Here is a 23225-nt window from a genome sequence, read left to right as displayed (position 1 = left end):
CCCCTCAAACGCGCCCAACACCGCAACTGGCCACCACCCGCTCCGGCCACCGTCACGATCACCAGAGCGAGCACGACCTAAGTCACTGGCATTGGGTCTAGCCTCTGCGGTGCAGTCGCGAGCCCCGCCCCGGCCGAGCGCCGGGGCGGGGCTCGTTCCGTACGGGGGCGGGGAGGGCGGGCGGATGAGCACGGCGGGGGAAGCGGCAGGGGTCGAACCGGGGGAAGCGGCGGGGGCCGAACCGGGGGCTGGTCCGGGGGTCGGGTCGGAGGAGAAGCGGGTCACCTGGGCGGAGCTCTACTTCGACCTGGTCTTCGTCTTCGCGATCACCCAGGTCTCCGGGCTGCTGCACCACCAGCACGACCTGACCGGCCTGGTCCGGGCGTTGGTGGTGTTCGTGCCGGTGTACTGGTGCTGGGTCGGCACCACCGTGCAGGCCAACATCCGGGACGTGGACAACCTGCGGGACCGCCTGGGCATCCTGCTGGTCGGGATGGCCGGCCTGTTCATGGCGCTCGCCGTCCCCGGCGCGTACGGCCGCCGGGGCCTGCTGCTCGGCGCCGCGTACTGGCTGGCCAGGGTGGTGCTGCTGCTCCTGCTGGTGCGGGTCCCGGGGGTGTGGCGCGGCCCGTACGGGGCGGGGGCGCTGGTCAGCGGGCCGCTGCTGCTGGTCGGCGGACTGCTGTCGGACGGGCCCCGGCTGGCGCTCTGGGCGGCGGCCGCGCTCTGCGACCTGGCCGCGCCGCTGGTGTTCCGGCGGCGGCTCGCGACCGTCGCCTACCACCCGTCGCACATGCCGGAGCGGTTCGCCACCTTCCTGCTGGTGGCGCTCGGCGAGACCGTCGTCGGGATCGGCGCGACGGCGGCCCGGGTCCGGTTGGACGCGGCCGAACTGGTCGCCGTGGCCGCGGCGTTCACCATCTCGGCCGGGCTGTGGTGGCAGTACTTCGTGTATGCGGCGGACGCGATGCGGCACGCCGTGGAGGTCGCCGACTCGCGTCGGGACGTGGTCCGGCGGATCTTCCAGTACGGGCACCTGGCACTGGCGGCCGGGGTGATCGGGGTGGCGGTCGGCTTCGAGGAGACGGTCGCGGACCCGTGGCAGGCGCTCGGCACCGGGTCGGTGGCACTGCTGTACGGCGGGTGCGGGCTGTACCTGCTGACCTTCGGGTACACCCGCTGGATGATGTTCCGCCGGCTGTCGACGACCCGGATCGCCGCCGCGGTGGTGGTGTTGGGGCTGCTGCCCGCGATGGTGCGGCTGCCGGCGCTGGGGGTGCTGGTGACGTTGGCGGTGCTGCTGGTGCTGCTCAACGGGGTGGAACACCTGCGGGTGGTGCGGGCGGCGGCGGGTGCTCCGGTTCCGGTTGGGGCGGTGTCGGCCGAGCCGGTCCCGTCGGCGGCGTCGGGCGGGGCCGTCGGGGCTGTCAGGGCGGTCGGGGCTGTCGGGGCTGTCGGGACCGCTCCTGCGTCGGCTCCCGTGGAGTGAGTTGTCGGTGGGGCTGTGTAGCGTTCGGGGTGTAAGAGGGCGGGCGGCGCAGCAGCCGCGGTGTGGGAGGTAGATGTCGTGACGGACACGGTCGAGGCGGGCGTGGTCGAGGCCGGCGAGGGCGGCGGGCTGGAGCTGCCCGAGTCCTGGCGCGAGGTGCTGGGCGCCGAGGTGGAGCAGCCGTACTTCGCCGAGCTGGCGGCCTTCGTGGCGGCCCAGCGAGCGGAGCACGAGGTGTTCCCGCCGAGCGGCCAGGAGTTCGCCGCGCTGGACGCCACCCCGTACGACAAGGTCCGGGTGCTGGTGCTCGGCCAGGACCCGTACCACGACAACGGCCAGGCCCACGGCATGAGCTTCTCGGTGCTGCCGGGGACGAAGACGCCGCCCTCGCTGCGCAACATCTTCAAGGAGCTGGACGCCGACCTGGGCATCCCCGCCCCGGACAACGGCTACCTGATGCACTGGGCCGAGCAGGGCGTGCTGCTGCTCAACGCGGTGCTCACGGTCCGCGCGCACGAGGCCAACTCGCACAAGGCGAAGGGCTGGGAGAAGTTCACCGACGCGGTGATCAAGGCGGTGAGCGCGCGCGAGGAGCCGGTGGTCTTCGTGCTGTGGGGCAACTACGCCAAGAAGAAGCTGCCGCTGATCGACACCGAGAAGCACGTGGTGGTCCAGGGCGCGCACCCGTCGCCGCTGTCTGCCAAGCTGTTCCTCGGCAGCCGCCCGTTCTCGCAGATCAACGCGGCGCTGGACGGCTTCGGCGGCGAGCCGATCGACTGGCAGGTGCCGAACCTGAAGCAGGACTGACCGCAGGACTGTCCGCAGGATCCGACTACGGGAACTGACCGCGGAACTGACGGCGGGAACCGACCTCCGGAGGGGCGGCTTCCGGGTCGGGCCGGGTGGCCGTGGCCGGACGGGACGGATTCCCGTTCGACCACGGCCATTTGCCGTTCACCGGTGTGGGCCGTCCGCCGGGGTCGGGTGTGCTTAGCTGGTGCCGGCCGGTCGTCGGACCGGTCCGGTGGGGCGGGGGTCGGCCCGGAGGAGCGGTACGTGCGCGGGGTGGGACGGGCAGGAACGTTTCGGTGGGCCGCGCTGCTCGCGGGCCTGACGATGCTCGCGGTCTCCGGCTGCAGCGGCTCGGACGGCGGCCCGGCGGGCGCCGCCCCCGGCGGCTCCGGCGGTGCCGGAACCCCTGCCGCGCAGCCGACGAGTGATGTCCCGGGCCTCAACCAGCTGCCCGGACAGGCCTTCTACGTCTCCGACCGGACCAACGCCGCCCAGCAGGTCGCCGCGCTGCGCAGCCAGGGCCGCTCGGCCGAGGCCGACACCCTACTGCGGATCGCCGGCCAGCCCTCCTCGCAGTGGCTCGGCGAACAGGGTGCCCAGCAGATCGCCGAGCAGGTGAGCCGGCGGGCCGCCGAGGCGGGCCGGACGGCCGTCTTCGTCGCGTACGACATCCCGCACCGGGACTGCGGCCAGTACTCGGCTGGCGGCGCTCCCGACGCCGCCTCCTACCGTGCCTGGATCAGCGGTGTCGCCCAGGCCCTCGGCGACCGCAGGGCCTGGGTGGTGCTGGAGCCGGACGCCGTCGCCCACACCCTGGACGGCTGCGGGCTCAAGGGCGACCTGGCCGCCGAGCGGTACGGTCTGCTGGCCTTCGCCGTCCAGGAGTTGAAGAAGAATCCCAACGTCCGGGTCTACCTGGACGCGGGCAACCCGGGCTGGGCACAGGACCCGGACGCGATGGCCGGCGCGCTGCGCAAGTCCGGCATCGCCGCGGCCGACGGCTTCGCGGTCAACGTGGCCAACTTCTACCCGACCGACCGGAACGTGGCCTACGGCGACCGGCTCTCCGCCGCCCTGGGCGGGAAGCACTACGTCATCGACACCAGCCGCAGCGGCAACGGCTCGGCGGGCGCCGACTCCTGGTGCAACCCGCCCGGCCGGGCGCTCGGGGAGGCGCCGACCGCCGACACCGGGCGGCCCGGGGTCGACGCCTACCTGTGGATCAAGAACCCGGGGGAGTCGGACGGCGAGTGCGGCCGCGGCGAGCCCAGGGCGGGGCAGTTCTGGCTGCCGTACGCCCTCGGCCTGGCGCAGCAGGCGGCCATGCGCTGAGGTGCGGCGGGGCGGCGAGGCGCGGTCGTGCGCTGAGGCGCGGTCGTGCGCTGAGGCGCGGCTGTGCACTGAGGCGCGGCCGGGCGGTTCGCGTCACCCGGTGACCTGGATCCAGCGGGCGACCGACGGGGTGCCGGCGGCATCCGTCAGGAACAGCATGTACCAGCCGGGCGGCAGCAGGTTCGGGTTGCCCGGGAGGGTGAGCGAGACCCCGTCGGCGGTGCGCCCGGCGATGTCCAGGGCGACCGAGCGCTGCTCGACGTCGGTCACGTGGGTCACCGAACTGGGCCGGATCAGCTTGGCGGTGGCCACCGCGTCCGGCCGGGCGGTGCCGACCTTCACCGTCCCGCCGAGCTTCGTCGCCGAGGGCGCCGCGGTCACCTCCGGGCGGTCTCCGTGGTACAGGTACGGCGGGGTGTAGATCTCGATGCGCTGCTCGAAGCCGCCCGGCTGGGTCTCGGCCTTGTCGGCGAACAGCGGGTTGGAGCCCAGCACGGCGACCCGGCCGTCCGGCAGCAGCAGCGCCTCGGAGTGGTAGTCGCGGCCGACGGTGGGCTCGGCGGCGGTGCTGAAGCTGTTGGAATCCGGGTGGTACACCTGCGCCTTGAGCAGGTCGCTGTCGCCCCGGCCGCGGTAGCCGCTGGAGCCGCCGGTGGTGAACACGGTGTCGTTCGGGAGGATCACGCTGTTCAGGTAGCGGGTCCCGCCGGCCGGCAGGTCCGGGCCCGGGGTGAAGGCGGGCTTGGGGGCGGTGAGGTCGACGACGTCGGTGCGGGCCGTGGACAACGGGGACTCGCCCACCCCGCCGCCGCCGAGCACCATGACCTTCTGCGCCTGCGCGGGCGGCAGCAGCACCGAGGAGGAGGTCTCGGTCAGCTCCGGGTCGCGCAGCCCGGGCACGGGCTGGAAGCCGTCGTTCGACAGGTCCCAGATGCCGGGCTGGCGGCCCTTGTCGGCCGGGCCGTAGCCCGCGTTGGAGCCGGAGTAGAACAGCTTGCCGCTCGCCGTCAGGAAGATCGACGGGTAGGTCGGGAAGTAGCGGTCGGGGGCCTTGGCCCAGCTCTTGGTCTTCGGGTCGTAGACCTCGTTGTCGTTGCCGTTGAGGATCTGCCCGGTGTCGTCCAGGCCGGAGACGGTGACCACCCGGCCGTCGCCCAGCCCGGTCAGGGTCGGGTACCAGCGGGCCTGCGCCATGTCGGTGACCTGCTCGTAGAGCTCGGTGTCCGGGTTGAACTCGAAGGCGGCGCGGATGCCCTGGTAGTCCTGCTTGTCCAGGTTCAGCTTGTCGCTCTGCCCGTACAGGTTGTGGGCGTCGACGCCGGTCAGGCCCTTGATCCGGTACTGGGCGGAGGAGTTGGTGACGTAGGCCGCGCCCTCGCCGACCGCCTCCACGAACACGTGCTGCTCGCCGGCGGTGACCACGGTCTGCTTCCCGGAGCCGGCCTTGGTCGCGGCGGGGACGGTCACCTCGACGGTGCTGGCGTACTCGCGGCCGTTCGGGCCGACGAACACCGTCCCCTTGGGGAAGGTGCGGGCGCGCTCCGGGCTCTCGTTGCGCACCCGCATGACGCCGGCGGCCTTCTTCACCGCGCCGTCCAGCTTCTCGTACCGCTGGGTGCCGCCGGCCACCAGCACCCGGCCGTCCGGGAGGGAGGTGTGGCCGCCGCAGAACATGTCGGCGGGGGTGGGTATCAGCTTGTAGGTGTTCTTCGCCGGGTCCCAGAGCAGGCTCTTGAAGGTGCCCGCGTTGAACTGCTTCTCGTCGTTGCCGGATCCGGCGACGATGAGTACCTTGCCGGTGCGCAGCAGGGTCGCGTGCACGGCGTTCACACGGAACTCGGAGGGCAGCGACAGGGTCTGCCAGTGGCCGTACTGCGCCTTGTACTCGGGGCGGTTGATCACGTACTGGTGGTACTGGTCGCTGGCGAAGCCGAGGACGGCGGGGGCGTTCATCCCGGCGACGGTCAGCGCGACGGTGCTGCCGAGGGCGAAGCGCTTGGTGCGGCCGGTCTTGTGGATCTTCACGGTGGTGGTCCCCTCGGATGGCGGGCGGGACGGGGTCAGTGGGTGGGCGTGCGCTCGTCGGACCCGGGCAGGCGGAGCTGGAGCGTCGGGCTGTCGAGTGGGGAGGCGTGCGGCGTCGGGCGGTCGAGCGGGGAGGCGCCGAGTGCGGTGTCGAGTGGGGAGGTGCCGAGTGGGGAGGCCGTACGGGCGTGGCGGGGGCGGCGCTTCTCCAGGACGACCGTCGGGGTGGCCGACGGACCACCGGTCACGGTGAGGGTGGCGGTGGGCCGGGTGCGCCGCCGGCGGACGGCGTCACCGGCCGAGATCAGCAGCGGCAGCAGGGTCAGGGCCAGCGCGATGCAGGCCCAGGTGCGCATCGCGACGTGGTCGTAGCCGGTGCGGAAGGACGCGGCGACGGCACCGCCGAACACCAGCGTCCAGAACAGGTGGTAGCGGAAGGTGCCGGGCCGGTCGGCGCTGGTCGAACGGCCCTTGGGTGTCACCACGAAGCGGCTGCGGCGGCGCACCAGCGCCTGGAGCAGCGAGGCCGCGTACACCGGACCGCAGAGCGCCGACATCACCATGCCCGCGACCCCGGAGGAGCCGGCCGGCTCGTGCGGGCTCACGTTGTGCTTGCGGTTCCAGGTGTAGAGCAGGAGTTGGAGGGCGGCGGCGTCGCTGTACAGCATCATCCAGATCTCCGAGGAGACGTGGACTCCGGAGGCTCCGAAGCACAGGTAGAGCACGCTGGACACGCCACCGAGCAGCCAGGTGAGCGCCGCCATCGGGTAGAAGCCCACCATCAACGAGTAGTTGAGCAGTCGCCCGGGTGAGAGCCGCCAGAGCACCCGCCAGTACTGGGTGAGCAGGGTCTCGTAGGTGCCGCGGCTCCAGCGCAGTTGCTGGGAGAAGAAGTCGGTCCAGGAGGAAGGGCCTTCCCCCACCGCGAGCACATCCGGGGTGTAGACGGACTTCCAGCGGTCCCCGGTCTCCGGGTTCCGGCTCCGGTGGAACTCCAGACCGGTCGCCATGTCCTCCGTGATGGAGTCGTACAACCCGCCGATCGACTGGAGCGCGCGGATTCTGACGGCGTTGTTGGTGCCGACGAACATCGGTGCGCCGTAACGGTTTCCGGCGCGTTGGATGAGGGCGTGGAAGAGGTACTGCTGGCTCTCGGAGAATTTGGTGACGGCCGAACCCGAGCTCCGGTAGTTCCCGTACACCTGGGGGCCGACCACGAATGCCACGTCCGGGTCGCGGAAGTAGCCGAGCATGCGCTCGCAGAAGTCGGGCAGCGGTACGTGGTCGGTGTCGACGGACACCCAGAAGTCGTAGTCGTCGCCGTGGGCCTGGAGCCAGGCGTTGTAGTTGCCGTGCTTGGTCCCGGCGCGGAACCGCCCCTTCGGCCGGTTCCAGTGCGGGCGGTCGGCCCGGCTGAAGTGGCGGACGCCCAGCTCGGTGCACAGGGCCCGCATTGCAGGATCGTTTCCCTCGTCCAACAGCCAGACGTCGTAAGGACCTTCGTGCCGGACCGCGCGCGCCGCCACCAGGGTGGTCCGGACCAGCTCCGGCGGCTCCTTGCCCGGCACGCAGGTGGTGAGGAACGCGACCCGGGTGCCGGACTCCGGCGTCACCGGTATCGGGTCCCGGGCGACGAGGGTGGCGTGGGTGTTGGAGACGACGTTGACCAGCCGGAACAGCTCGACCACGGCGATGATCCCGATCATCACCTTGTCGCCGAGCAGCACCAGGAGGTTGGTCTCGTCGGGGCGTTCCGGCCAGTGCTCCGGCAGCAGCAGCCAGACCAGCAGGATCGCCTCCACCAGCGGCGCGGCCACCAGCAGCAGGGCGGCCCGGATCCGGTGCGGCTCGTGGCGCAGCAGGCTGCGGTACTGGACCCGGTAGGGGGTGGCCGGCTCCGCCGTTCCCGGTCCTGCTGCTGCTGGAGCCGAGGACGCCCGGCTGCTGCCCGGTTCCGGCCGGTAGACCCCGCCGCCGAGCTCCCGGTCCTCGTCCGGATCGACCGCCGGACCGGCCAGGCGGCTGAAGTGGCCGTAGTCGTACGGGGCTTCGGGCACCGGCAGGCCACGCAGTGCGGCCTCGTCGAGTTGTCCGTCGAGTTGTCCGCCGGGCTGTTCGTCCAGCTGCTCGGCGAGCGGCCCTTCGTCCCGGCGGCGGGCTCGGGTGCGGCCGCGGGACCGTCCCTCGGCTCGACCCTCGGTCCGGCCCCCGGTGTGACCCGGTTCGGCCGTTCCGGCGTCCTCTCGTCGCGAGGACGGAATGGTCATGGCGTGCTCCCCCCGGAGTATTGCGGCGTACTGTGCTCGGCGTTGCTCGCCTCGCCCCGGAGCCGCCCGGGTGGAACGCGGCCCGGCGAACTGCGGGCCGTCCCACAGTTTCCGGGCCGTGCAACTCGCTCTCCGGCAGCGGGAATCCAACGCGTGGAGCCCGGCGCACGATGTGTGTGCGACCGGTTCGGTCATGGGCGCCTGTGCGGCGGCTTCGAATGCGGGATCCCGGTGCGCTGTCCAGCTTCCCCTCCGGGTGCGGCAGGATCCTTGGCTTGCTCAACTCTCCCGGAGCGTAACGCTGATCGCAACCATTCCCACAGACGATCGCCGCGCAAGCGTGAAGATACTACGGTTCCTGGCCACGGTGGCTGGCGATGGTGCTAATGCGGGGGAATTCGACACCGTGATGGTTGGCGGATGCCACCGGGGGCAGGCGAACGGCCGGACCGCCGGGGTGAGTTGTTCCACGGGGGCGGTCCGGCCGGAGGGTCGGGGCTCTGGGGTTCGGGGGGTTCGGGGGGTTCGGAGCTCGGGCGAATTCGGAGATCCGACGGTTCGGGGCTCCGACGGTTCGGAGCCCTGGCGGTTCGCTACGCCTCAGAGTGCGGGCAGCAGGGTGGCGTCGGTGGCCGCCCGCACCTCGGCGGGGCTCACGCCCGGGGCCGTCTCCACCAGGCGCAGCCCCTCCGGGGTCACGTCGACGACCGCCAGATCGGTGACGATCCGGTCGACGACCCGCCGACCGGTGGCGGGGAGCGACAGCTCCCGGACGATCTTCGGGGAGCCGTCCCGTGCCGTGTGCTCCATCACCACGATCAGCCGACGGGCACCGTGCACCAGGTCCATCGCACCGCCCATGCCCTTGACCATCCGGCCGGGGACCGTCCAGTTCGCGAGGTCCCCGGTGGCGGACACCTGCATCGCGCCGAGCACCGAGACGTCGATCCGGCCTGCCCGGACCATGCCGAAGGAGAAGGCGGAGTCGAAGTACGAGGCTCCGGGCGCGATCGTCACCGTCTCCTTGCCCGCGTTGATCAGGTCCGGGTGCTCGGTGCCCTCCAGCGGGAACGGGCCCACGCCGAGGACGCCGTTCTCCGAGTGCAGCACCACCTGGACGCCCGGCGGGAGGTGGTCGGGGATCAGGGTGGGCAGGCCGATGCCCAGGTTCACGTACTGCCCGTCGCGCAACTCCCGGGCGGCGCGGGCGGCCAGGGCGTTGCGCGGGTCGAGCGGGGCGGAATCGGGAGGGGTGGTCGGGGCGGTCGCGGTCGGGGTGGTGGCGGGCATGGGGTCAGACCTCCTGACGGGCGGGGCGGACGGTTCGGCGCTCGATGCGGCGGTCGGCCGGGTCGGCGGGCACCACCCAGTCGACGTACACCCCGGGCAGGTGCACGGCGTCCGGGGCCAGCTCGCCCGGCTCGACGATCCGGTCCGCCTCGACCAGGGTCACCCGGCCGGCCGTCGCGCAGAGCGGGTTGAAGTTGCGGGCGGCCGCGTGGAACACACAGTTGCCGTGCCGGTCCGCCACCTCCGCCCGGACCAGGGCGAAGTCCGCCGTGATCGCCTCCTCCAGCAGGTACCGGCGGCCGCCGAACTCCCGTACCTCCTTGGGCGGTGAGGCCAGCACCACCGAACCGTCCGCCGCGTAGCGCCAGGGCAGCCCGCCCTCCTCGACCTGGGTGCCGACGCCGGCCGGGGTGAAGAACGCCGGAATGCCCGCGCCACCGGCCCGCAGGCGCTCGGCCAGCGTGCCCTGCGGGGTCAGCTCGACCTCCAGCTCCCCGCTGAGGTACTGCCGGGCGAACTCTTTGTTCTCGCCGACGTAGGAGGAGGTCATCCGGGCGATCCGGCCCGCCCGCAGCAACAGGCCCAGCCCCCAGTCGTCCACCCCGCAGTTGTTCGACACCACGCGCAGCCCGGTGGTACCGGCGTCCACCAGGGCACCGATCAGCGTGCTCGGGATGCCGCACAGGCCGAAGCCGCCGACGGCCAGCACCGCGCCGTCGGGAACGTCCGCGACCGCGGCGGCGGGGGAGTCCAGGACCTTGTCCAAGGGATCACCTCATGAGGGGTGTGGGAGGGAGGGGACGTGGTGCGCGCGCCGGACGGACGTGGCGCGTTGGGGCGAGCCGGGCCATGGCGCAGCGTGGTGTGGTGCGGTACGGCGGTGCACGGCAGCACAGGGGTGCGTCCGGGCCCGGGCGGCCGGCGGTCGTATCGGCCCTCGCACGGACCCGTGCCGCCTCCACCGCCGGTGCTCCGGCTCCACCGCCGCAGTGCCGCTTCCACCGTCGCCGGGCGCGGGCCGCCGCGGCCATGGGGGCCGCCGCCATGGCCGGGCACGGACTCCTGTCGGCAGACCACATCCGGCCATCCGGGGCGCGGCGTCCGGGCGGCGGTATGGCGACTGGAGCCACATCACGGTGGGCTGCTACGTCGACCGGGCACATGTCGCCGGTCCCACCGCACACCTACGGTTCCGGCATCCACCCCGCCGCACCCCCAGGAGTCGGTCACCATGCGCAGCACCACAGTCCCCTCCAGGACCGCCTCCGGCGCCCGCCCGGGCCGGGCCCTGACCGGTGGCCCGGCGCGGAGGCTCGCCGCCGTCGCGGCCTGCTTCCTGCTCGCCGCGGGCTGCGCCAAGGCGGGCACCGCCGGGACGGCCGCGGTGGGCGGCGGTGACGCGAAGGCCCCGGTCAAGGTCGGCCTGGTGTACTCCAGGACCGGCCCGCTGGCGGCCTACGGCAAGCAGTACCTGGACGGCTTCAAGGCCGGCCTGAGCTACGCGACCAAGGGCACGGGCGAGGTCGACGGGCACCGGATCGAGTTCGAGGAGCAGGACGACGCGGGCGACCCGGCCAAGGCGGTGTCCGCCGCCAAGGACCTGATCGGCAAGGGCTACAAGGTCCTGGCCGGTTCCACCGCCTCCGGTGTCGCCCTCCAGGTCGGCCCGATCGCGGCCCAGAACAAGGTGCTCTTCATCAGCGGCCCGGCCGCTGCCGACAAGGTCACCGGCTTGAACAAGTACACCTTCCGTTCCGGCCGCCAGTCCTACCAGGACACCAGGACCGCGGCCTCGTTCATCGGTGACGCCAAGGGCAAGAAGGTCACCGTGCTCGCTCAGGACAATGCCTTCGGGCAGGCCAACGTGGCCGCCGTGAAGGCCGTGCTCGGCGCCCAGGGGGCGACGGTGGACCAGGTGCTCGCCCCGCCGAGCGCCACCGACCTCACCCCCTTCGCCACCCAGGCCAGGACCGCCAAGCCCGACCTGCTGTTCGTCGCCTGGGCCGGCGACACGGCGTCCGCCCTGTGGACGGCGCTCAACCAGCAGGACGTGTTCGCCGCCACCAAGGTCGTCACCGGCCTGGACATGGCCGCCTCCTACCCGTTGTTCGGCCCGGCCGGTGAGAAGATCTCCTTCCTGGACCACTACTTCGACGGCGCCGCCGGCACCCCGGTGGAGAAGGCCATGACCGATGCCGTCACCGCTGCCGGTGGCAGGACCGACATCTTCACCCCCGACGGCTTCACCGCGGCCCAGCTGATCGTGCACGCCGTCGAGGCCAACCGCGGCTCGGCCGACGACACTTCGGCCCTGGTCAAGGCGCTGGAGGGCTGGAGCTTCGACGGGGTGAAGGGCCGGACCACGGTTCGTGCCGAGGACCACGCCCTCCTCCAGCCGATGTTCCAGGTCCGGCTGACCGGCACCGGAGCCGCCGCCAAGCCCTCGGTCGAGAAGGTCCTGACCGCGGACGAGGTGGCGCCCCCGGTCACCCCGATGGCGGGCTGACCCCGATGCCCGCTCCTGCCGCCTCCACCCCTCCGTCCGCCACCTCCCAGTCCTCCGCGTCGGCGCATTCCTCGGCCGGCTCCTCCTTCCTCGGGGTTGCTCCTTCCGGTCGCTCCGTTCCGGTGCTGCGGTTGGACGGGCTCGGCTGGTCCGTCCGTGGTGTGCCGATCGTCGAGGACGTCTCCTTCTCGGTCGGCGAAGGCGAGTTCATCGCCTTCATCGGTCCCAACGGTGCAGGCAAGACCTCCCTCTTCAACCTGATCTCCGGCATCTGTCCGGCGACCCACGGCACCCTCCACCTCGACGGTGCGGACATCACCGCCGAGGCCGTGCACACCAGGGCGCGTCGCGGGCTCGGCCGGACCTTTCAGACCTCCTCCCTCTGGCCCGGGATGACCGTTGCCGACCACGTCCGGCTGGCCGCCCAGGCGGCAGCCGGGCCGGGCGCCTCGTACCGGCTGTGGCGCCGCGCCGACCGCTATGCGGAGCAGGTGACCGAAACCCTGCACCGCACCGAACTCGCCCACCGCGCCGACACCCTGGCCAGAGCGCTCTCGCACGGTGAGAAGCGCAAGCTGGAACTCGCCGTCCTGCTCGTCTCCGACCCGAGGCTGATCCTGCTGGACGAGCCGATGGCCGGCGTCAGCGCGGAGGAGGTGCCGGCCCTCACCGAACTGATCCGTTCCGTGCACCGTGAGCTCGGCCGCACCGTGCTGATGGTCGAGCACCACATGGACGTCCTGCTCGGCCTGGCCGACCGCCTGGCGGTGATGCACCACGGCACCCTGCTCGCCCTGGACACCCCCGAGGCCGTGATGGCCGACCCGACCGTGCAGCAGGCCTACCTGGGTGAGGCGTTGTGACCTCCTTTCCTGGTTCTTCTCCCGGTTCTTCGATGCAGCCGTCCTCCTCCATGTCCTCCTTCGTGTCCTCTGCCGAGCAGTCCGCAGGCGAGCCGTCCGTCGCCGAGTCCCTCCTCTCCGTCCGCGATCTGCGGGTGGTCATCGATGGGCTGCACATCCTCCACGGCGTCGACCTCGACGTGGCCCCCGCCGGGGTCACCGCGCTGCTGGGCCGCAACGGCGCGGGCAAGACCACCACCGTGAAGGCCCTCATGGGCCTGGTGCCGCGCACCGGAAGCATCCGGTTCTCCGGCGCGGAAATCTCCTCCCTGCCGACTCATCTGGTGGTCCGTCATGACATCGGGTACGCGCCCGAGGACCGGGGGATCTTCGCCGGCCTGACGGTCGCCGAGAACCTCCGCCTCGCTGAGCGCGGAGCCCGGGGTGGGGACGGGGCCGGTGCGGGCGAGCCGAATTACTCGCTCGTCCACGAGCTCTTCCCCGAACTCAAGCAGCGGGCCGGGCAGTTGGCCGGGACGCTCTCCGGCGGCCAGCAGCAGATGGTGGCGATCGGGCGGACGCTGCTCAACCGGAACCGGCTGATCATCGCCGATGAACCCACCAAGGGCCTGGCGCCGAAGATCGTCGCGGAGGTGGCCGAGGTGCTGGCGCGGGCGGCCGAGGCCGTGCCCGTTCTCCTGGTCGAGCAGAACCTCGCGCTCGTCCGCCGCCTGGCCGGCACCTGCGCCGTCCTGGCCGACGGCCGGACCGCCCACCGGGGCGACACCGCCGAGCTGTTGGCCGACGAGGAGGCCGCCCGCCGCCTGCTCGGCGTCGGCTCCCGCCGCCCGCTCGCCGGTGGACCGCGGCCCGCCGTCGCCTCCTCGACTGCCCCTGTCGTCACCGCGGAGGTGAAGCCCTGATGGACACTGTCGTTCTCCTCTCCTGTACTGGTCTCGGCCTCGGTGCGCTGTACTTCCTGGTCGCCTCCGGTCTCTCGTTGATCTTCGGGTTGATGGACGTGCTCAACTTCGCGCACGGCGCCCTGCTCTCGATCGGCGCCTATGCGACCTGGTGGGCCGGCGTGGAGGCCGGCTTCCCCTTCTGGCTCGCGGTGCCCTTCGGCACCCTGCTCGGGACGGTCGCCGCCGTCCTGTTGGAGCTCTTCCTGATCCGGCCGCTCTACAGCCGGCCGCGCGATCAGATCCTCGCCACCGTCGGGGTCGGGCTCGCCGTACCCGCCCTGCTCATGGGGATCTGGGGCGCGGACGCCCGCCCCTTCCCCCAGCCGGCCCTGCTGGCCGGCACCTGGCACGTGCTCGGGGCGACCGTCCCGGTCAACCGCTTCGTGCTCGTGGCCGCAGCCGCGCTGCTCCTGCTCGCTCTTCGGTTGTTCCTCGCCCGTACCCGCTACGGGCTGATCGTCCGGGCCGGCGTCGAGGACCGGGCGATGGTCACAGCGCTCGGCATCGACGTCCGGAGGGCGTTCACCCTCGTCTTCGCCCTCGGTGGGGCGGCCGCCGCGCTCGGTGGCGCCCTCGGCGGCCTCTACTTCGGTTCGGTCAGTCCCGGCCAGGGGACCAGCCTGCTCATCTTCGCGTTCGTCGTCGTGGTGATGGGTGGCATGGGCTCCGTGACCGGGGCCGCCGCCGCCTCGGTGGGCGTCGGCCTCGTCCAGCAGTTCGCCAACTACTACACCGGTGCCGGGCTCGGCGACCTCTCGGTCGTCGTCCTGCTCGCCGTGCTGCTTCTGGTCCGACCCCGTGGACTCACCGGGAGGCTCGCGTGAACGCCGAAACTCCGATCACGAGCACCGGTGGCCCCGCGGCCGCCCGCAGCGCCGCCACCTCGGCAGGGGGGACTGACACCAGCCCTGCCGTGACCACCATGTCAGCAGAGGGGACTGACACCAGCTCCGCCGACACCGTCACTATGGCAAGGGGGACTGACACCAGCCTTGCCGGAACCCATTGTGAACACAGGGACGGGCCCGGCGCCATCCCTCGAACAGGTGATTCAGTCACTAATCGCTGGACAGTCATGCACAGAGCGCTACGCTGGTGGCCGATCGCCCTGCTGATCACGTTCCTTGTCGCCCCATACAGTGCGCTTCCCGTCCCGGGACTGCTCGACGGCCCGCTCGGCAGCCCCGGAAGTCTCCAACTCATCGCCCTGTGCCTGCTCTACGGGGCCCTCGCCACCGGTTACGACCTCCTGCTCGGTCGCACCGGACTACTTTCCTTCGGCCACGCGCTCTACTTCGCGACCGGCCTCTACGCCACCGACCTCGGCATGCTGGAACTGCGACTCCCCTTCGCCGCCGCCGCGGTGTTCGGCGTCGCCTGTACGGTGCTGCTGGCCGTCGTGCTCGGCTCGGTGAGCCTGCGGGTCACCGGCATCGGGTTCTCCATGGTCACCCTCGCCTTCGCCCAGGCCGGCGCGATCCTGGTGCAGCGCAACCCCGGTGGCGTCACCGGCGGGGAGGAGGGCCGCTCCGCCCCGGCCGACCTGCTGCCGTCCGGCCTGCTCGGGATCGAGAACACCGCCAATCTCTACTGGATCGCCGTCGGATACCTGGTGCTGACGGTCGCGGTCGTCCACTGGGCCGTCAACTCCCGGACCGGGCGGGTCTGGGAGGGCATCAAGGAGAACGAGCGCCGGGTCGAGGTGCTCGGACTCCGGCCCTACGGGTACAAGCTCGTCGCCTTCGTGCTGGCCGGTGGGCTCGCCGGGATGGGCGGCGTGGTCTACCTGTTGCTCACCGGCGGGGCCGCACCGCAGGCCGCCGGCTCGGACGCCACACTCGCGCTGCTGGTCATGGTGGTCCTCGGTGGCTCCGGCACCCGTTGGGGGCCGCTGCTCGGTGGCGTGCTCTACACCTGGGCCGGCCACCGGCTCGGCGACCTCGCCAACTCGACCGCCGTCGCCGAACTGCCCGCGGTGCTGCGCGTGCCGCTCTCCCAACCCCTCTTCCTACTGGGCTCCTTGTTCGTCGCCGTGGTCTACCTGCTTCCGGGTGGCCTGGCTAGACTGCCCGCCCGCATCCGCGCCGCCCGATCCGCCCGCGCGGTCCGCACGCCGGCCGGCGTGCCCGCCGCCCGTCCCACCGGAGGTTCCCCCGCGTGAGCCAGTCACCCCTGAAGCCCGAGGAGTTGACCGTCCCCGTACCCGGTGGGGACCTGGCCGTCCTGCGTTGGCCCGCCGACCGACCGGACGCCCCGACGGTCGTGGCGGTGCACGGCATCACCGCCAACGGCCTGGCCTGGTACGAGGTTGCCCGCCGACTCGCCGGGCGGGTCACCCTGCTCGCCCCCGACCTGCGGGGACGCAGCGCCAGCAGCACGGTCACTGGACCGTACGGGCTGGCCCGGCACGCCGACGACGTGGCCGCGCTGACCTCCGCCCTCGGTACGGGGCCGGTCGTGGTCGTCGGCCACTCGATGGGGGCCTGGGTCACGGCCCTGGCCGCCGTCCGGCACCCCGAACTCGTCCGCCGGGTCCTGCTGGTGGACGGCGCGGTGAGTTTCCCGCTCCCGGAGGGCGTCCGCGAGGAGGACGCCCTGGCGGCGGTGCTCGGTCCCGCGCTGGCCCGACTGTCGATGACCTTCCCGGACCGCGCCGCCTACCGGGAGTTCTGGCAGCGCCACCCGGCCTTCGACGGCGACTGGGCGGACGGGATCGACGCCTACACCCAGCGGGACCTCGTCGGAACGGAGCCCGAACTGCGCTCCTCCTGCGTGCTGGAGGCCGTCCGGACCGACGGTGCCCAGGTCCTGCTGGACCAGGAGGCGGCCACCGCCGTGCACCGACTGCCCTGTCCGGCCGAGTTGCTCTGGGCGGAACGCGGCCTGCTCAACGAGCCGCAGGGCCTCTACGACCAGCAGCGGATCGGGCTGGCCGGGCTGGACCAGCAGCGGGTGCCGGCCTCGCCCGTGCCGGACACCAACCACTACTCGATCCTCTGGGGCGAGGCGGGGGCCGACCGCATCGTCCGCGGCCTGCTGGCGGACGCCCCCGCTGCCGGGTAGGCCTCAAGTCGGCCCGGTCGAACGGCAGAGCGGCCGCACGCCGCAAGGCCGCACGCCGCGACGACGCGATGGCGCGACGGGCGCGGCCGGCGGGGTGCGAACACCCCGCCGGCCGTGTACCAGCCTTGACCGGCTCCGATCCGGCCGTGATCCAGCTCCGATCCGGCACCGGCCGCCCGGGTCCTACCGGGTCAGCCCGCCGTGCCCAGGAAGCCCGCCCAGCCGCCGGCCGGCGCCTGGCCGACGTTGAGCGTACGCAGCTTGCGCAGGGTGGACTGGTCTTGCACCTCCAGCCATTCGACCAGCTGCCGGAAGGAGACCAGCCGGACCTCCGGCTTGCCCGCGATGGCCTTGAGGGTCTCTTCGACGGCGTCCATGTAGATGCCGCCGTTCCACTGCTCGAAGTGGTTGCCGACGAAGAACGGCGCGCGGTTGCTGTTGTAGGCGCGCTCGAAGCCCGCCAGGTAGGAGTTGGTGGCCTGGGTGCGCCAGTCGTTGTACTTGGACGGGTCGCCCTTGGTGCTGCCGTTCGACTGGTTGGCGAGGATGTTGTAGTCCATCGACAGCACCTGGAAGGTGTGCCCGGGGAAGGGGATGGACTGCAGCGGGAAGTCCCAGACCTTGCCGTCCTGCACCTTCTGCGGCCATATCTGGAGGCCGCCCGCGGAGCTGGCGTCGTACTTCCAGCCCAGCTTGGCGATGGTCGGCAGCAGCGCCTTCTGGCCCTCCAGACACGGGGTGCGGCCGCCGATGAGCTCCTTCTTGTAGTCGAAGGGCAGCGGATCGACGTCGGTGAAGCCGGTGTTGGTCCGCCACTGGGTGACGAAGGAGATCGCCTGGTCGATCTCGCTCTGCCAGTCGTCCGGGGTCCACATGTTGACCCCGTTCTTGTCCGGACGGCTGGAGCAGAAGTGCCCGTTGAAGTGGGTGCCGATCTCGTGCCCGGCCAGCCAGGCCTGACTGACCAGCTTGAGGGTGCTCTTGACCGCGCCGTCCGACAGGTACGGGATGTCGGAGGCGCCGACCGCATGCTTCGGCGGGTGGTACAGCTCGGACTTGCCCTTGGGCAGGGCGTAGATGCCGGAGAGGAAGAAGGTCATCGTGGCCTTGTACTGCTCCGCCAGCTTCAGGAAGCGGGGGAACTGGCCGTCGTCGGTGCCGCCCGCGCCGTCCCAGGAGAACACCACGAACTGCGGCGGGCGCTCGCCCGGCTTGAGCTTCTCGGGCTTGGGCTGGTTCGGCTGCGGGCCGGTGTCCGCGTTGGACCCGTCCCCGATCGGGGCGCCCTTGGGCACCACGGCCTGGGTGGGGTCGGCGGTGCCGGTGGTGGCACTACTGCCGCTGGAGGAAGCCGAGGTGGAGTTCTGCCCGGAACCGGATCCGCTGCTGGAACAGGCCGCGACCGCGCCGAGGGCTGCGGTCGCAGCGGTTGCACTGAGCACCGTCCTGCGCGAGATGCTGGTCATGGTCTCCCCTGGGTGCCGATGGCCGGTGGTGAGGGCGGCCTCGGGCCGCACCGGCCAAATCGGGCAATTGATGAATATTCCGCCGTTAGCATGTCATGTCGCCGTGGTGGCTTCCAAGGTCGCCCGGCTCCGACGACAGTCAACACGCCTGGGGCGCCCGGTCGGGCTGCACGGATCCATCGTCTGTTGCGGTCCTGTGACGCTTCACACCGCGCGTCTTCAGGGAAGTACGGTACCGCCGCGCCGCCCGGCGCGGTCAGAGTTCGTCAGCGCTCGGAACGGACCGTCGCCCGTAAGGGAAAATTGTGCTACTGACAGCACAGTGCAGTCAGATGGCGCCGTCCGGCGCCGTCCGGCGCCGGACAGCCGGTCGGTGCGGATCGGCGCGGATCGGCCCGAGGGGCCTCAGAGCGCGGCCAGCCGCCGGTTGCGGCGCACTATTCGCGCGATCGCGGTGCTCACGGCGGTGGCCGCCGCGCAGGAGACCGCCAGGCTCAGCCAGGCGGTGTTGAACCAGTGGCTGTTCAGCCAGCCCAGCGTCACGATGTAGGCGGCCCAGATTAGTGCCGCCAGGGCCGACCAGTGCAGGAAGCGGTGCGGGTGGGCGGGGGAGTGGCCGATCGCGAGGTCCAGGACGGTTCGCCCGGCCGGCACGAACCGTGCGACCACCACCATGACGGCCGCCCCGCCGTGCGGGCGTTCGATCAGGGACTGTTGGACCCGCGCCACACTGGCCGCCAGTTTCGGGCGCCGGGCGAGCCGGCGCTGCAGCACCGGGGCGCCGCGTCGGGCGAGGTGCAACAGCAGGACGTCGCCCAGGAAGGACGCCACCGCCACGCCGAGGCCGAGCAGCAGCGGTGCGCCGTTGATCTGTGCGGTCTTGAGAACGGCCAGGATGACCAGCGTCCCGCTCGGGATGAAGGGGAGCAGGGCGTCGCCGAGCACGGCGAACAGGGCAAGGGCACAGATCCACGAGGATCCGATCGTCGCTACGAAATTCAAGGCCCTTACTCCCTCCACGCCGCCCTGGTGGAGCAGGTGGCTAGGAGGTCAACGCTAGCGCCTCGACTTTTCATGCCATGAAGCACCCCGGTGGGCGGGGGTCGCTCGGCGCCGGGGTGCGGACCCGGCGGCGGCGAACCCGGACACCGGGAGCCGGGGGCCGGCAATGGAACGAGCCCCCGGGGCGGGGTGCCGCGCCGAGGGCTCGCAGGGATCGTCCGAGGCTGGTCCAGCCCGGCGATCTTGCTGACGGAGCGCAGACCCGCTCGGTGACCCGCTCCTGATCACCAGCCTGCCCGAGGCGGGTCGCCGACCGCGAGCGCCGGGGCTGGCGACTTCCGACCCTGGCGTGAAGTCGCCAACCGTGTCGGCCCGATGGCTCTGAGTCATCCGAACGGTCGGTCGGCCCATCGTTGGCGACCGGTGCCCACCGGTGCCCGACGGTGCCCGACGGCCGGACCGCCTCGGCGACCGGGGCCCGAGCAGCCACCCGAACCGGATCGGAAACCGGGTCCGAGCCCCGCCCGGACCCGTCGTCCGAACCTCGCCCGGTTCCGGCGGCCGACACGGGAACAGCGGGCCCCCGGCGGTGGTTGGTCTCCGTCGGCAGCAGCGACCGCCGGGCCGTCCGAGACCCGCGCGGCCGCCCACGACGGTCGGCTCGGAGGAGAGCCGGACCACCACAGCCAGGAGGGCGGACGGCATGACCACCGAGGACCAGCAGGAGCACGGAACCGGGCCGGGAGCCAGCGAGGCGATCCGGGGCACCGCCCGCGGCACGGCCCCCGCTCCGCTCTCGATCCTCGACCTGGCCACCGTCGGCGTCGGCTACACACCCGGCCAGGCCCTGACCGCCACCACCGAGCTGGCCCGCAGCGCCGAGAAGTGGGGCTACCACCGCTTCTGGGTGGCCGAGCACCACGGCATGCCCGGTGTGGCCAGCTCGACCCCGGCCGTGCTGCTCGCCCACCTCGGCGCCAACACCACGACGCTGCGCCTCGGCTCCGGCGGGGTCATGCTCCCCAACCACGCCCCGCTGGCCATCGCCGAGCAGTTCGGACTGCTGGAGGCCCTGCACCCCGGCCGGATCGACCTCGGGCTCGGCCGTGCCCCCGGCACCGACCCCGCCACCGCCCGCGCTCTGCGCCGCGGCCTCGCCGAGGGCGCGGACGACTTCCCGCTGCAGCTCTCCGAGCTGACCCACTTCCTCGACGGCGACTTCCCCTCCGGCCACCCGTACGAGCGGCTGACCGCCGTGCCCGCGGGGGAGAGCCGCCCGCCGATCTGGCTGCTCGGATCCTCCGGCTTCAGCGCCCAGCTGGCCGGCCGACTGGGGCTCCCGTTCGCCTTCGCCCACCACTTCAGCAGCGCCAACACCATCCCGGCCCTGGACCTGTACCGGACGTCCTTCCGCCCCTCCGCCGTGCTCGGCGAGCCGTACGCGCTGATCGGGGTGAGCGCCGTCGCCGCCGAGGACGAGAACACCGCCCGCCGCCTGGCCCGGTCCGCGGCCCTCGGCATGCTCCGGCTGCGGCGCGGCGCCCCCGGCCCGATCCCCACCCCGGAGGAGGCCGAGGAGTACCCGTACAGCCCGGTCGAGGCGGACTTCATCGACAACTGGCTCGACAACGTCGTGCTGGGTGACCCGGGCCAGGTGGCGGACGGCCTGGAGGCCCTGCGCAAGCGGACCGGGGTGGACGAGCTGATGGTCACCTCGCACATCCACGGCCACGAGGCCCGGTTCCGCTCCTACGGCATGATCGCCGAGGCGTACGGCCTGACGGCGGCCGTCTGAGGGCGGTCACCCGCCCCGGCCTCCCCTCCCCGCCCCGCCGGGCTAGCGCCCGGTCGGGGTGGGACGGCCCTCCCGGAGTATCGCCGCGACCAGCTCGGCCTCGCCCGGCCGGGCGAAGTACCAGCCCTGGGCGGTGTCGCAACCGGTCAGCCGCAGCCGCTCGGCCTGGGCGGCGCTCTCGATGCCCTCGGCGGTGACGGTCAGGCCGAGGGTGTGGGCCAGCTGCACCATCGCGCCGACGATCTGCTCGTCCGCGTCGCTGCGGCGGGAGCGGAGCTCCGGGCGGCCGGGACGGTCCGCCTCCGCAGTGCCGACCGCCGCCGATGCCCCGACCGCACCCGACGGCGTGGCCGACGGCGCGGCCCCGGCCGGGCCCACAGCGGCGGCCGGCGCGGGTGCCGGATCGCGGAAGCCCTCGATGAACGTCCCGTCGAGCTTCAGGACGTGCACCGGCAGCCGGGAGAGGTAGGCCAGGTTGGAGTAGCCGGTGCCGAAGTCGTCGATCGCGATCCGCACGCCCATGTCGGCGAGCGCCTGCAGAGCCTGCAGCGGGCGGCCGCCGGGGCCGAGCAGGGCGCTCTCGGTGATCTCCAGCTGGAGCAGCCGGGCGGGCAGGCCGGTGTGTTCGAGGGCCCGGGCGACGTCGGCCACCACGTCGGAGTCCCAGATCTGGCGGGCCGCCAGGTTGACGCTCACGAAGGTCTCGGTGTCCGGGAACTCGGTGAGCCAGCGTCGGGCCTGACGGCAGGACTCCTCCAGCACCCACTTGCCGAGCGGCACGATGGCGCCGGACTCCTCGGCGAGCGGGATGAAGCGGTCGGGGGAGAGCGTCCCGTAGCGGGGGTGGCGCCAGCGGACCAGGGCCTCGGCGCCGTGCACCGTGCCGTCGGCCAGGCTGACCAGCGGCTGGTACTCGATGGTGAACTCGCCGCGTTCCAGGGCCGGCCGCAGTGCGGTGGCGAGCAGTTGGCGGGTGAGCTGGTGGGCGCCGCGGTCCGGGTCGTAGAGGGTCCAGCGGGCGCGGCCGTCGGCCTTGGACCAGTAGAGCGTGGCGTCGGCGTCCTTGACCAGGTCGGTGGGGGTGGTCTCGTGCACCGACCGCTCGACGACGCCGACGCTGGCGGTGATCACCAGTCGGTGCCCGGCGACGTCGAAGGGCCGTTCCAGCACCTCCAGGATCCGTCCGGCCAGCGCGGTCAGCTGCTCGTCGCCGCTGCTGTCGGTGACCAGGACGGCGAACTCGTCGCCGCCCATCCGGGCCACCAGGTCGGTGTCCCGTCCGGAGAGTCCGCCCCGCAGCCGGGCGGCGACGGCGATCAGCAGCTGGTCGCCGATGTGGTGGCCGAGGGTCTCGTTGATCGCCGCGAAGCCGTCGAGGTCCAGGTAGCAGAGACCCACCCGCCGCCCGTCCGTCGAGGTGACCGACCCGTCGGAGCTCCCGTCGCCCCCGCCGGTCCTGCGGTGCACGGGCTCCTCGACGGCCGGGAGGCAGGCGGCGTCGAGCCGTTCGAAAAAGAGGGTCCGGTTGGGCAGCCGGGTCAGTGGATCGTGCAGGGCCTGGTACTCCAGGCGGTCGCCGAGCCGCCGCTGCTCGGTGATGTCCTCGACCAGCGCGAGGGTGTAGAGCGGCTGTCCGGCCGGGTCCCGGATCAGCGAGACGGTCACCTTGCTCCAGACCGTGTGCCCCTCGCGGTGCTTGAGCTGCTTCTCCACGCGGAACCGTTCCCGCCCGCCGTGGACGAGCTCGTCGAAGAGCCGGTGCGGCATGCCCTCCGGGTCGATGATCTCGTACAGGGGGGTGCGGGCCAGCTCGCCGACGCCGCGGCCGATCAGGGCGGCGCAGGCGGGGTTGACCTCGATGATCCGGTCCTCGGGGTCGATCAGGGCCATGCCGATGACGGCGTCGCAGAAGGCGGCCCGGAACCGGGATTCGCTGGCCCGGAGTGCCGCCACCAGCCGGTCGTCGGAGCTGCCCGGCAGGCCGGGGGCGTCGCTGCCGCCCAGGTGCGCGCCGTCGGCCAACGGGGTCGAGCAGGTGGGGCAGAGCAGCACCCCCGGATCCTCCAGGGTGCCGCAGGCCGTGGCCGGGGCGGCGGTGGAGGAGGGGGTAACGGTCGATCCGCTGTGGGCCGCCGGATCGAGGAGCGGTGCGGCGAGGCGGCGGTGGTGTGACGATTCCTCGTGTCGCACGCCTGGGTGGTGTGCGTCGGCCCCCTCGGTCTGGCCCGGCACGGCATGCTCCCGTCCGCTGCTGACGCTTGACGATGGTTCGCCTGGTCGGCCGGGATACCGGCGGCCGGCTCCGCGCTCTGTCGGGGTCTCGGGGTCGGTCCGCTGCGGGGCGTTCGCCTGGGGCGCTGCCGCGCGGGGACCCGGGGGAGAACAGGGCGC

17 protein-coding genes are annotated in these 23225 nt (G+C 72.5%); 10 read left to right on the top strand and 7 right to left on the bottom strand.

The features are described from left to right. Positions 1-184: 184 nt before the first annotated feature. The 3 genes from ABTZ03_RS30740 to ABTZ03_RS30730 all read left to right on the top strand — a co-directional run bounded on the left by ABTZ03_RS30740 (position 185) and on the right by ABTZ03_RS30730 (position 3613). Positions 185-1489, top strand: coding sequence for a low temperature requirement protein A (locus ABTZ03_RS30740; protein ID WP_350516385.1), 1305 nt, complete (start codon positions 185-187; stop codon positions 1487-1489). 78 nt (positions 1490-1567) lie between these two features. After that, complete coding sequence (locus tag ABTZ03_RS30735; protein ID WP_350516384.1) at positions 1568-2296, top strand: uracil-DNA glycosylase; 729 nt, start codon at positions 1568-1570, stop codon at positions 2294-2296. A gap of 249 nt (positions 2297-2545) precedes the next feature. Continuing rightward, the gene (locus ABTZ03_RS30730) at positions 2546-3613 is read left to right on the top strand and encodes a glycoside hydrolase family 6 protein (protein WP_350516383.1); all 1068 of its coding nucleotides are present in this window, start codon (positions 2546-2548) and stop codon (positions 3611-3613) included. Positions 3614-3706: 93 nt separating this feature from the next. Here ABTZ03_RS30730 and glxA read toward each other — a convergent pair whose 3' ends face one another. The 4 genes from glxA to ABTZ03_RS30710 form a co-directional block, all read right to left on the bottom strand. Next, positions 3707-5638: a radical copper oxidase GlxA gene (gene glxA, locus ABTZ03_RS30725; protein WP_502894641.1), complete on the bottom strand. Its 1932-nt coding sequence runs from the start codon at positions 5636-5638 to the stop codon at positions 3707-3709. A gap of 35 nt (positions 5639-5673) precedes the next feature. After that, entirely contained in the window at positions 5674-7905 is a 2232-nt protein-coding gene (locus ABTZ03_RS30720; protein WP_350516382.1) for a glycosyltransferase family 2 protein, read from the bottom strand. A gap of 600 nt (positions 7906-8505) precedes the next feature. After that, positions 8506-9195, bottom strand: a complete 690-nt coding sequence (locus ABTZ03_RS30715) for a 3-oxoacid CoA-transferase subunit B (protein ID WP_350516381.1) — start codon at positions 9193-9195, stop codon at positions 8506-8508. Positions 9196-9199: 4 nt separating this feature from the next. Then, positions 9200-9961, bottom strand: a complete 762-nt coding sequence (locus ABTZ03_RS30710) for a CoA transferase subunit A (protein ID WP_350516380.1) — start codon at positions 9959-9961, stop codon at positions 9200-9202. A gap of 465 nt (positions 9962-10426) precedes the next feature. Between ABTZ03_RS30710 and ABTZ03_RS30705 the strand changes: the two genes are divergently transcribed. The 6 genes from ABTZ03_RS30705 to ABTZ03_RS30680 all read left to right on the top strand — a co-directional run bounded on the left by ABTZ03_RS30705 (position 10427) and on the right by ABTZ03_RS30680 (position 16571). Further along, positions 10427-11701 carry a substrate-binding domain-containing protein gene (locus ABTZ03_RS30705; RefSeq protein ID WP_350516379.1) on the top strand — a complete coding sequence of 425 codons (1275 nt, stop codon included), beginning with the start codon at positions 10427-10429 and terminating at the stop codon, positions 11699-11701. A gap of 5 nt (positions 11702-11706) precedes the next feature. Next, on the top strand, positions 11707-12564 hold the full coding sequence (locus ABTZ03_RS30700) for an ABC transporter ATP-binding protein (protein WP_350516378.1): 858 nt from the start codon (positions 11707-11709) through the stop codon (positions 12562-12564). A gap of 50 nt (positions 12565-12614) precedes the next feature. Beyond that, positions 12615-13466, top strand: a complete 852-nt coding sequence (locus ABTZ03_RS30695) for an ABC transporter ATP-binding protein (RefSeq protein ID WP_350516377.1) — start codon at positions 12615-12617, stop codon at positions 13464-13466. Further along, on the top strand, positions 13466-14332 hold the full coding sequence (locus tag ABTZ03_RS30690) for a branched-chain amino acid ABC transporter permease (RefSeq protein WP_350516376.1): 867 nt from the start codon (positions 13466-13468) through the stop codon (positions 14330-14332). The genes ABTZ03_RS30695 and ABTZ03_RS30690 overlap by 1 nt, the downstream gene beginning before the upstream one ends. A 251-nt stretch (positions 14333-14583) precedes the next feature. Continuing rightward, positions 14584-15669 (top strand): branched-chain amino acid ABC transporter permease, encoded by a 1086-nt coding sequence (locus tag ABTZ03_RS30685; protein WP_350516375.1) that lies wholly within the window; start codon positions 14584-14586, stop codon positions 15667-15669. Beyond that, positions 15666-16571 (top strand): alpha/beta fold hydrolase, encoded by a 906-nt coding sequence (locus ABTZ03_RS30680; RefSeq protein WP_350516374.1) that lies wholly within the window; start codon positions 15666-15668, stop codon positions 16569-16571. The genes ABTZ03_RS30685 and ABTZ03_RS30680 overlap by 4 nt, the downstream gene beginning before the upstream one ends. 191 nt (positions 16572-16762) lie before the next feature. On the opposite strand, the gene ABTZ03_RS30675 is transcribed toward ABTZ03_RS30680, so the two are convergent. After that, complete coding sequence (locus ABTZ03_RS30675; RefSeq protein WP_350516373.1) at positions 16763-18037, bottom strand: polysaccharide deacetylase family protein; 1275 nt, start codon at positions 18035-18037, stop codon at positions 16763-16765. Between the two features lie 405 nt (positions 18038-18442). Beyond that, the gene (locus ABTZ03_RS30670) at positions 18443-19039 is read right to left on the bottom strand and encodes a DedA family protein (RefSeq protein WP_350516372.1); all 597 of its coding nucleotides are present in this window, start codon (positions 19037-19039) and stop codon (positions 18443-18445) included. Positions 19040-19742: 703 nt separating this feature from the next. On the opposite strand from ABTZ03_RS30670, the gene ABTZ03_RS30665 reads away from it, so the two are divergent. Beyond that, positions 19743-20834 carry an LLM class flavin-dependent oxidoreductase gene (locus ABTZ03_RS30665; protein WP_350516371.1) on the top strand — a complete coding sequence of 364 codons (1092 nt, stop codon included), beginning with the start codon at positions 19743-19745 and terminating at the stop codon, positions 20832-20834. A gap of 42 nt (positions 20835-20876) precedes the next feature. On the opposite strand, the gene ABTZ03_RS30660 is transcribed toward ABTZ03_RS30665, so the two are convergent. Beyond that, positions 20877-23024 carry a putative bifunctional diguanylate cyclase/phosphodiesterase gene (locus tag ABTZ03_RS30660; RefSeq protein ID WP_350516370.1) on the bottom strand — a complete coding sequence of 716 codons (2148 nt, stop codon included), beginning with the start codon at positions 23022-23024 and terminating at the stop codon, positions 20877-20879. Positions 23025-23225: the final 201 nt, after the last annotated feature.

Source organism: Kitasatospora sp. NPDC096077 (assembly GCF_040303245.1).
Lineage (GTDB): Bacteria > Actinomycetota > Actinomycetes > Streptomycetales > Streptomycetaceae > Kitasatospora.
This window is presented reverse-complemented; position numbering and strand designations above follow the sequence as displayed.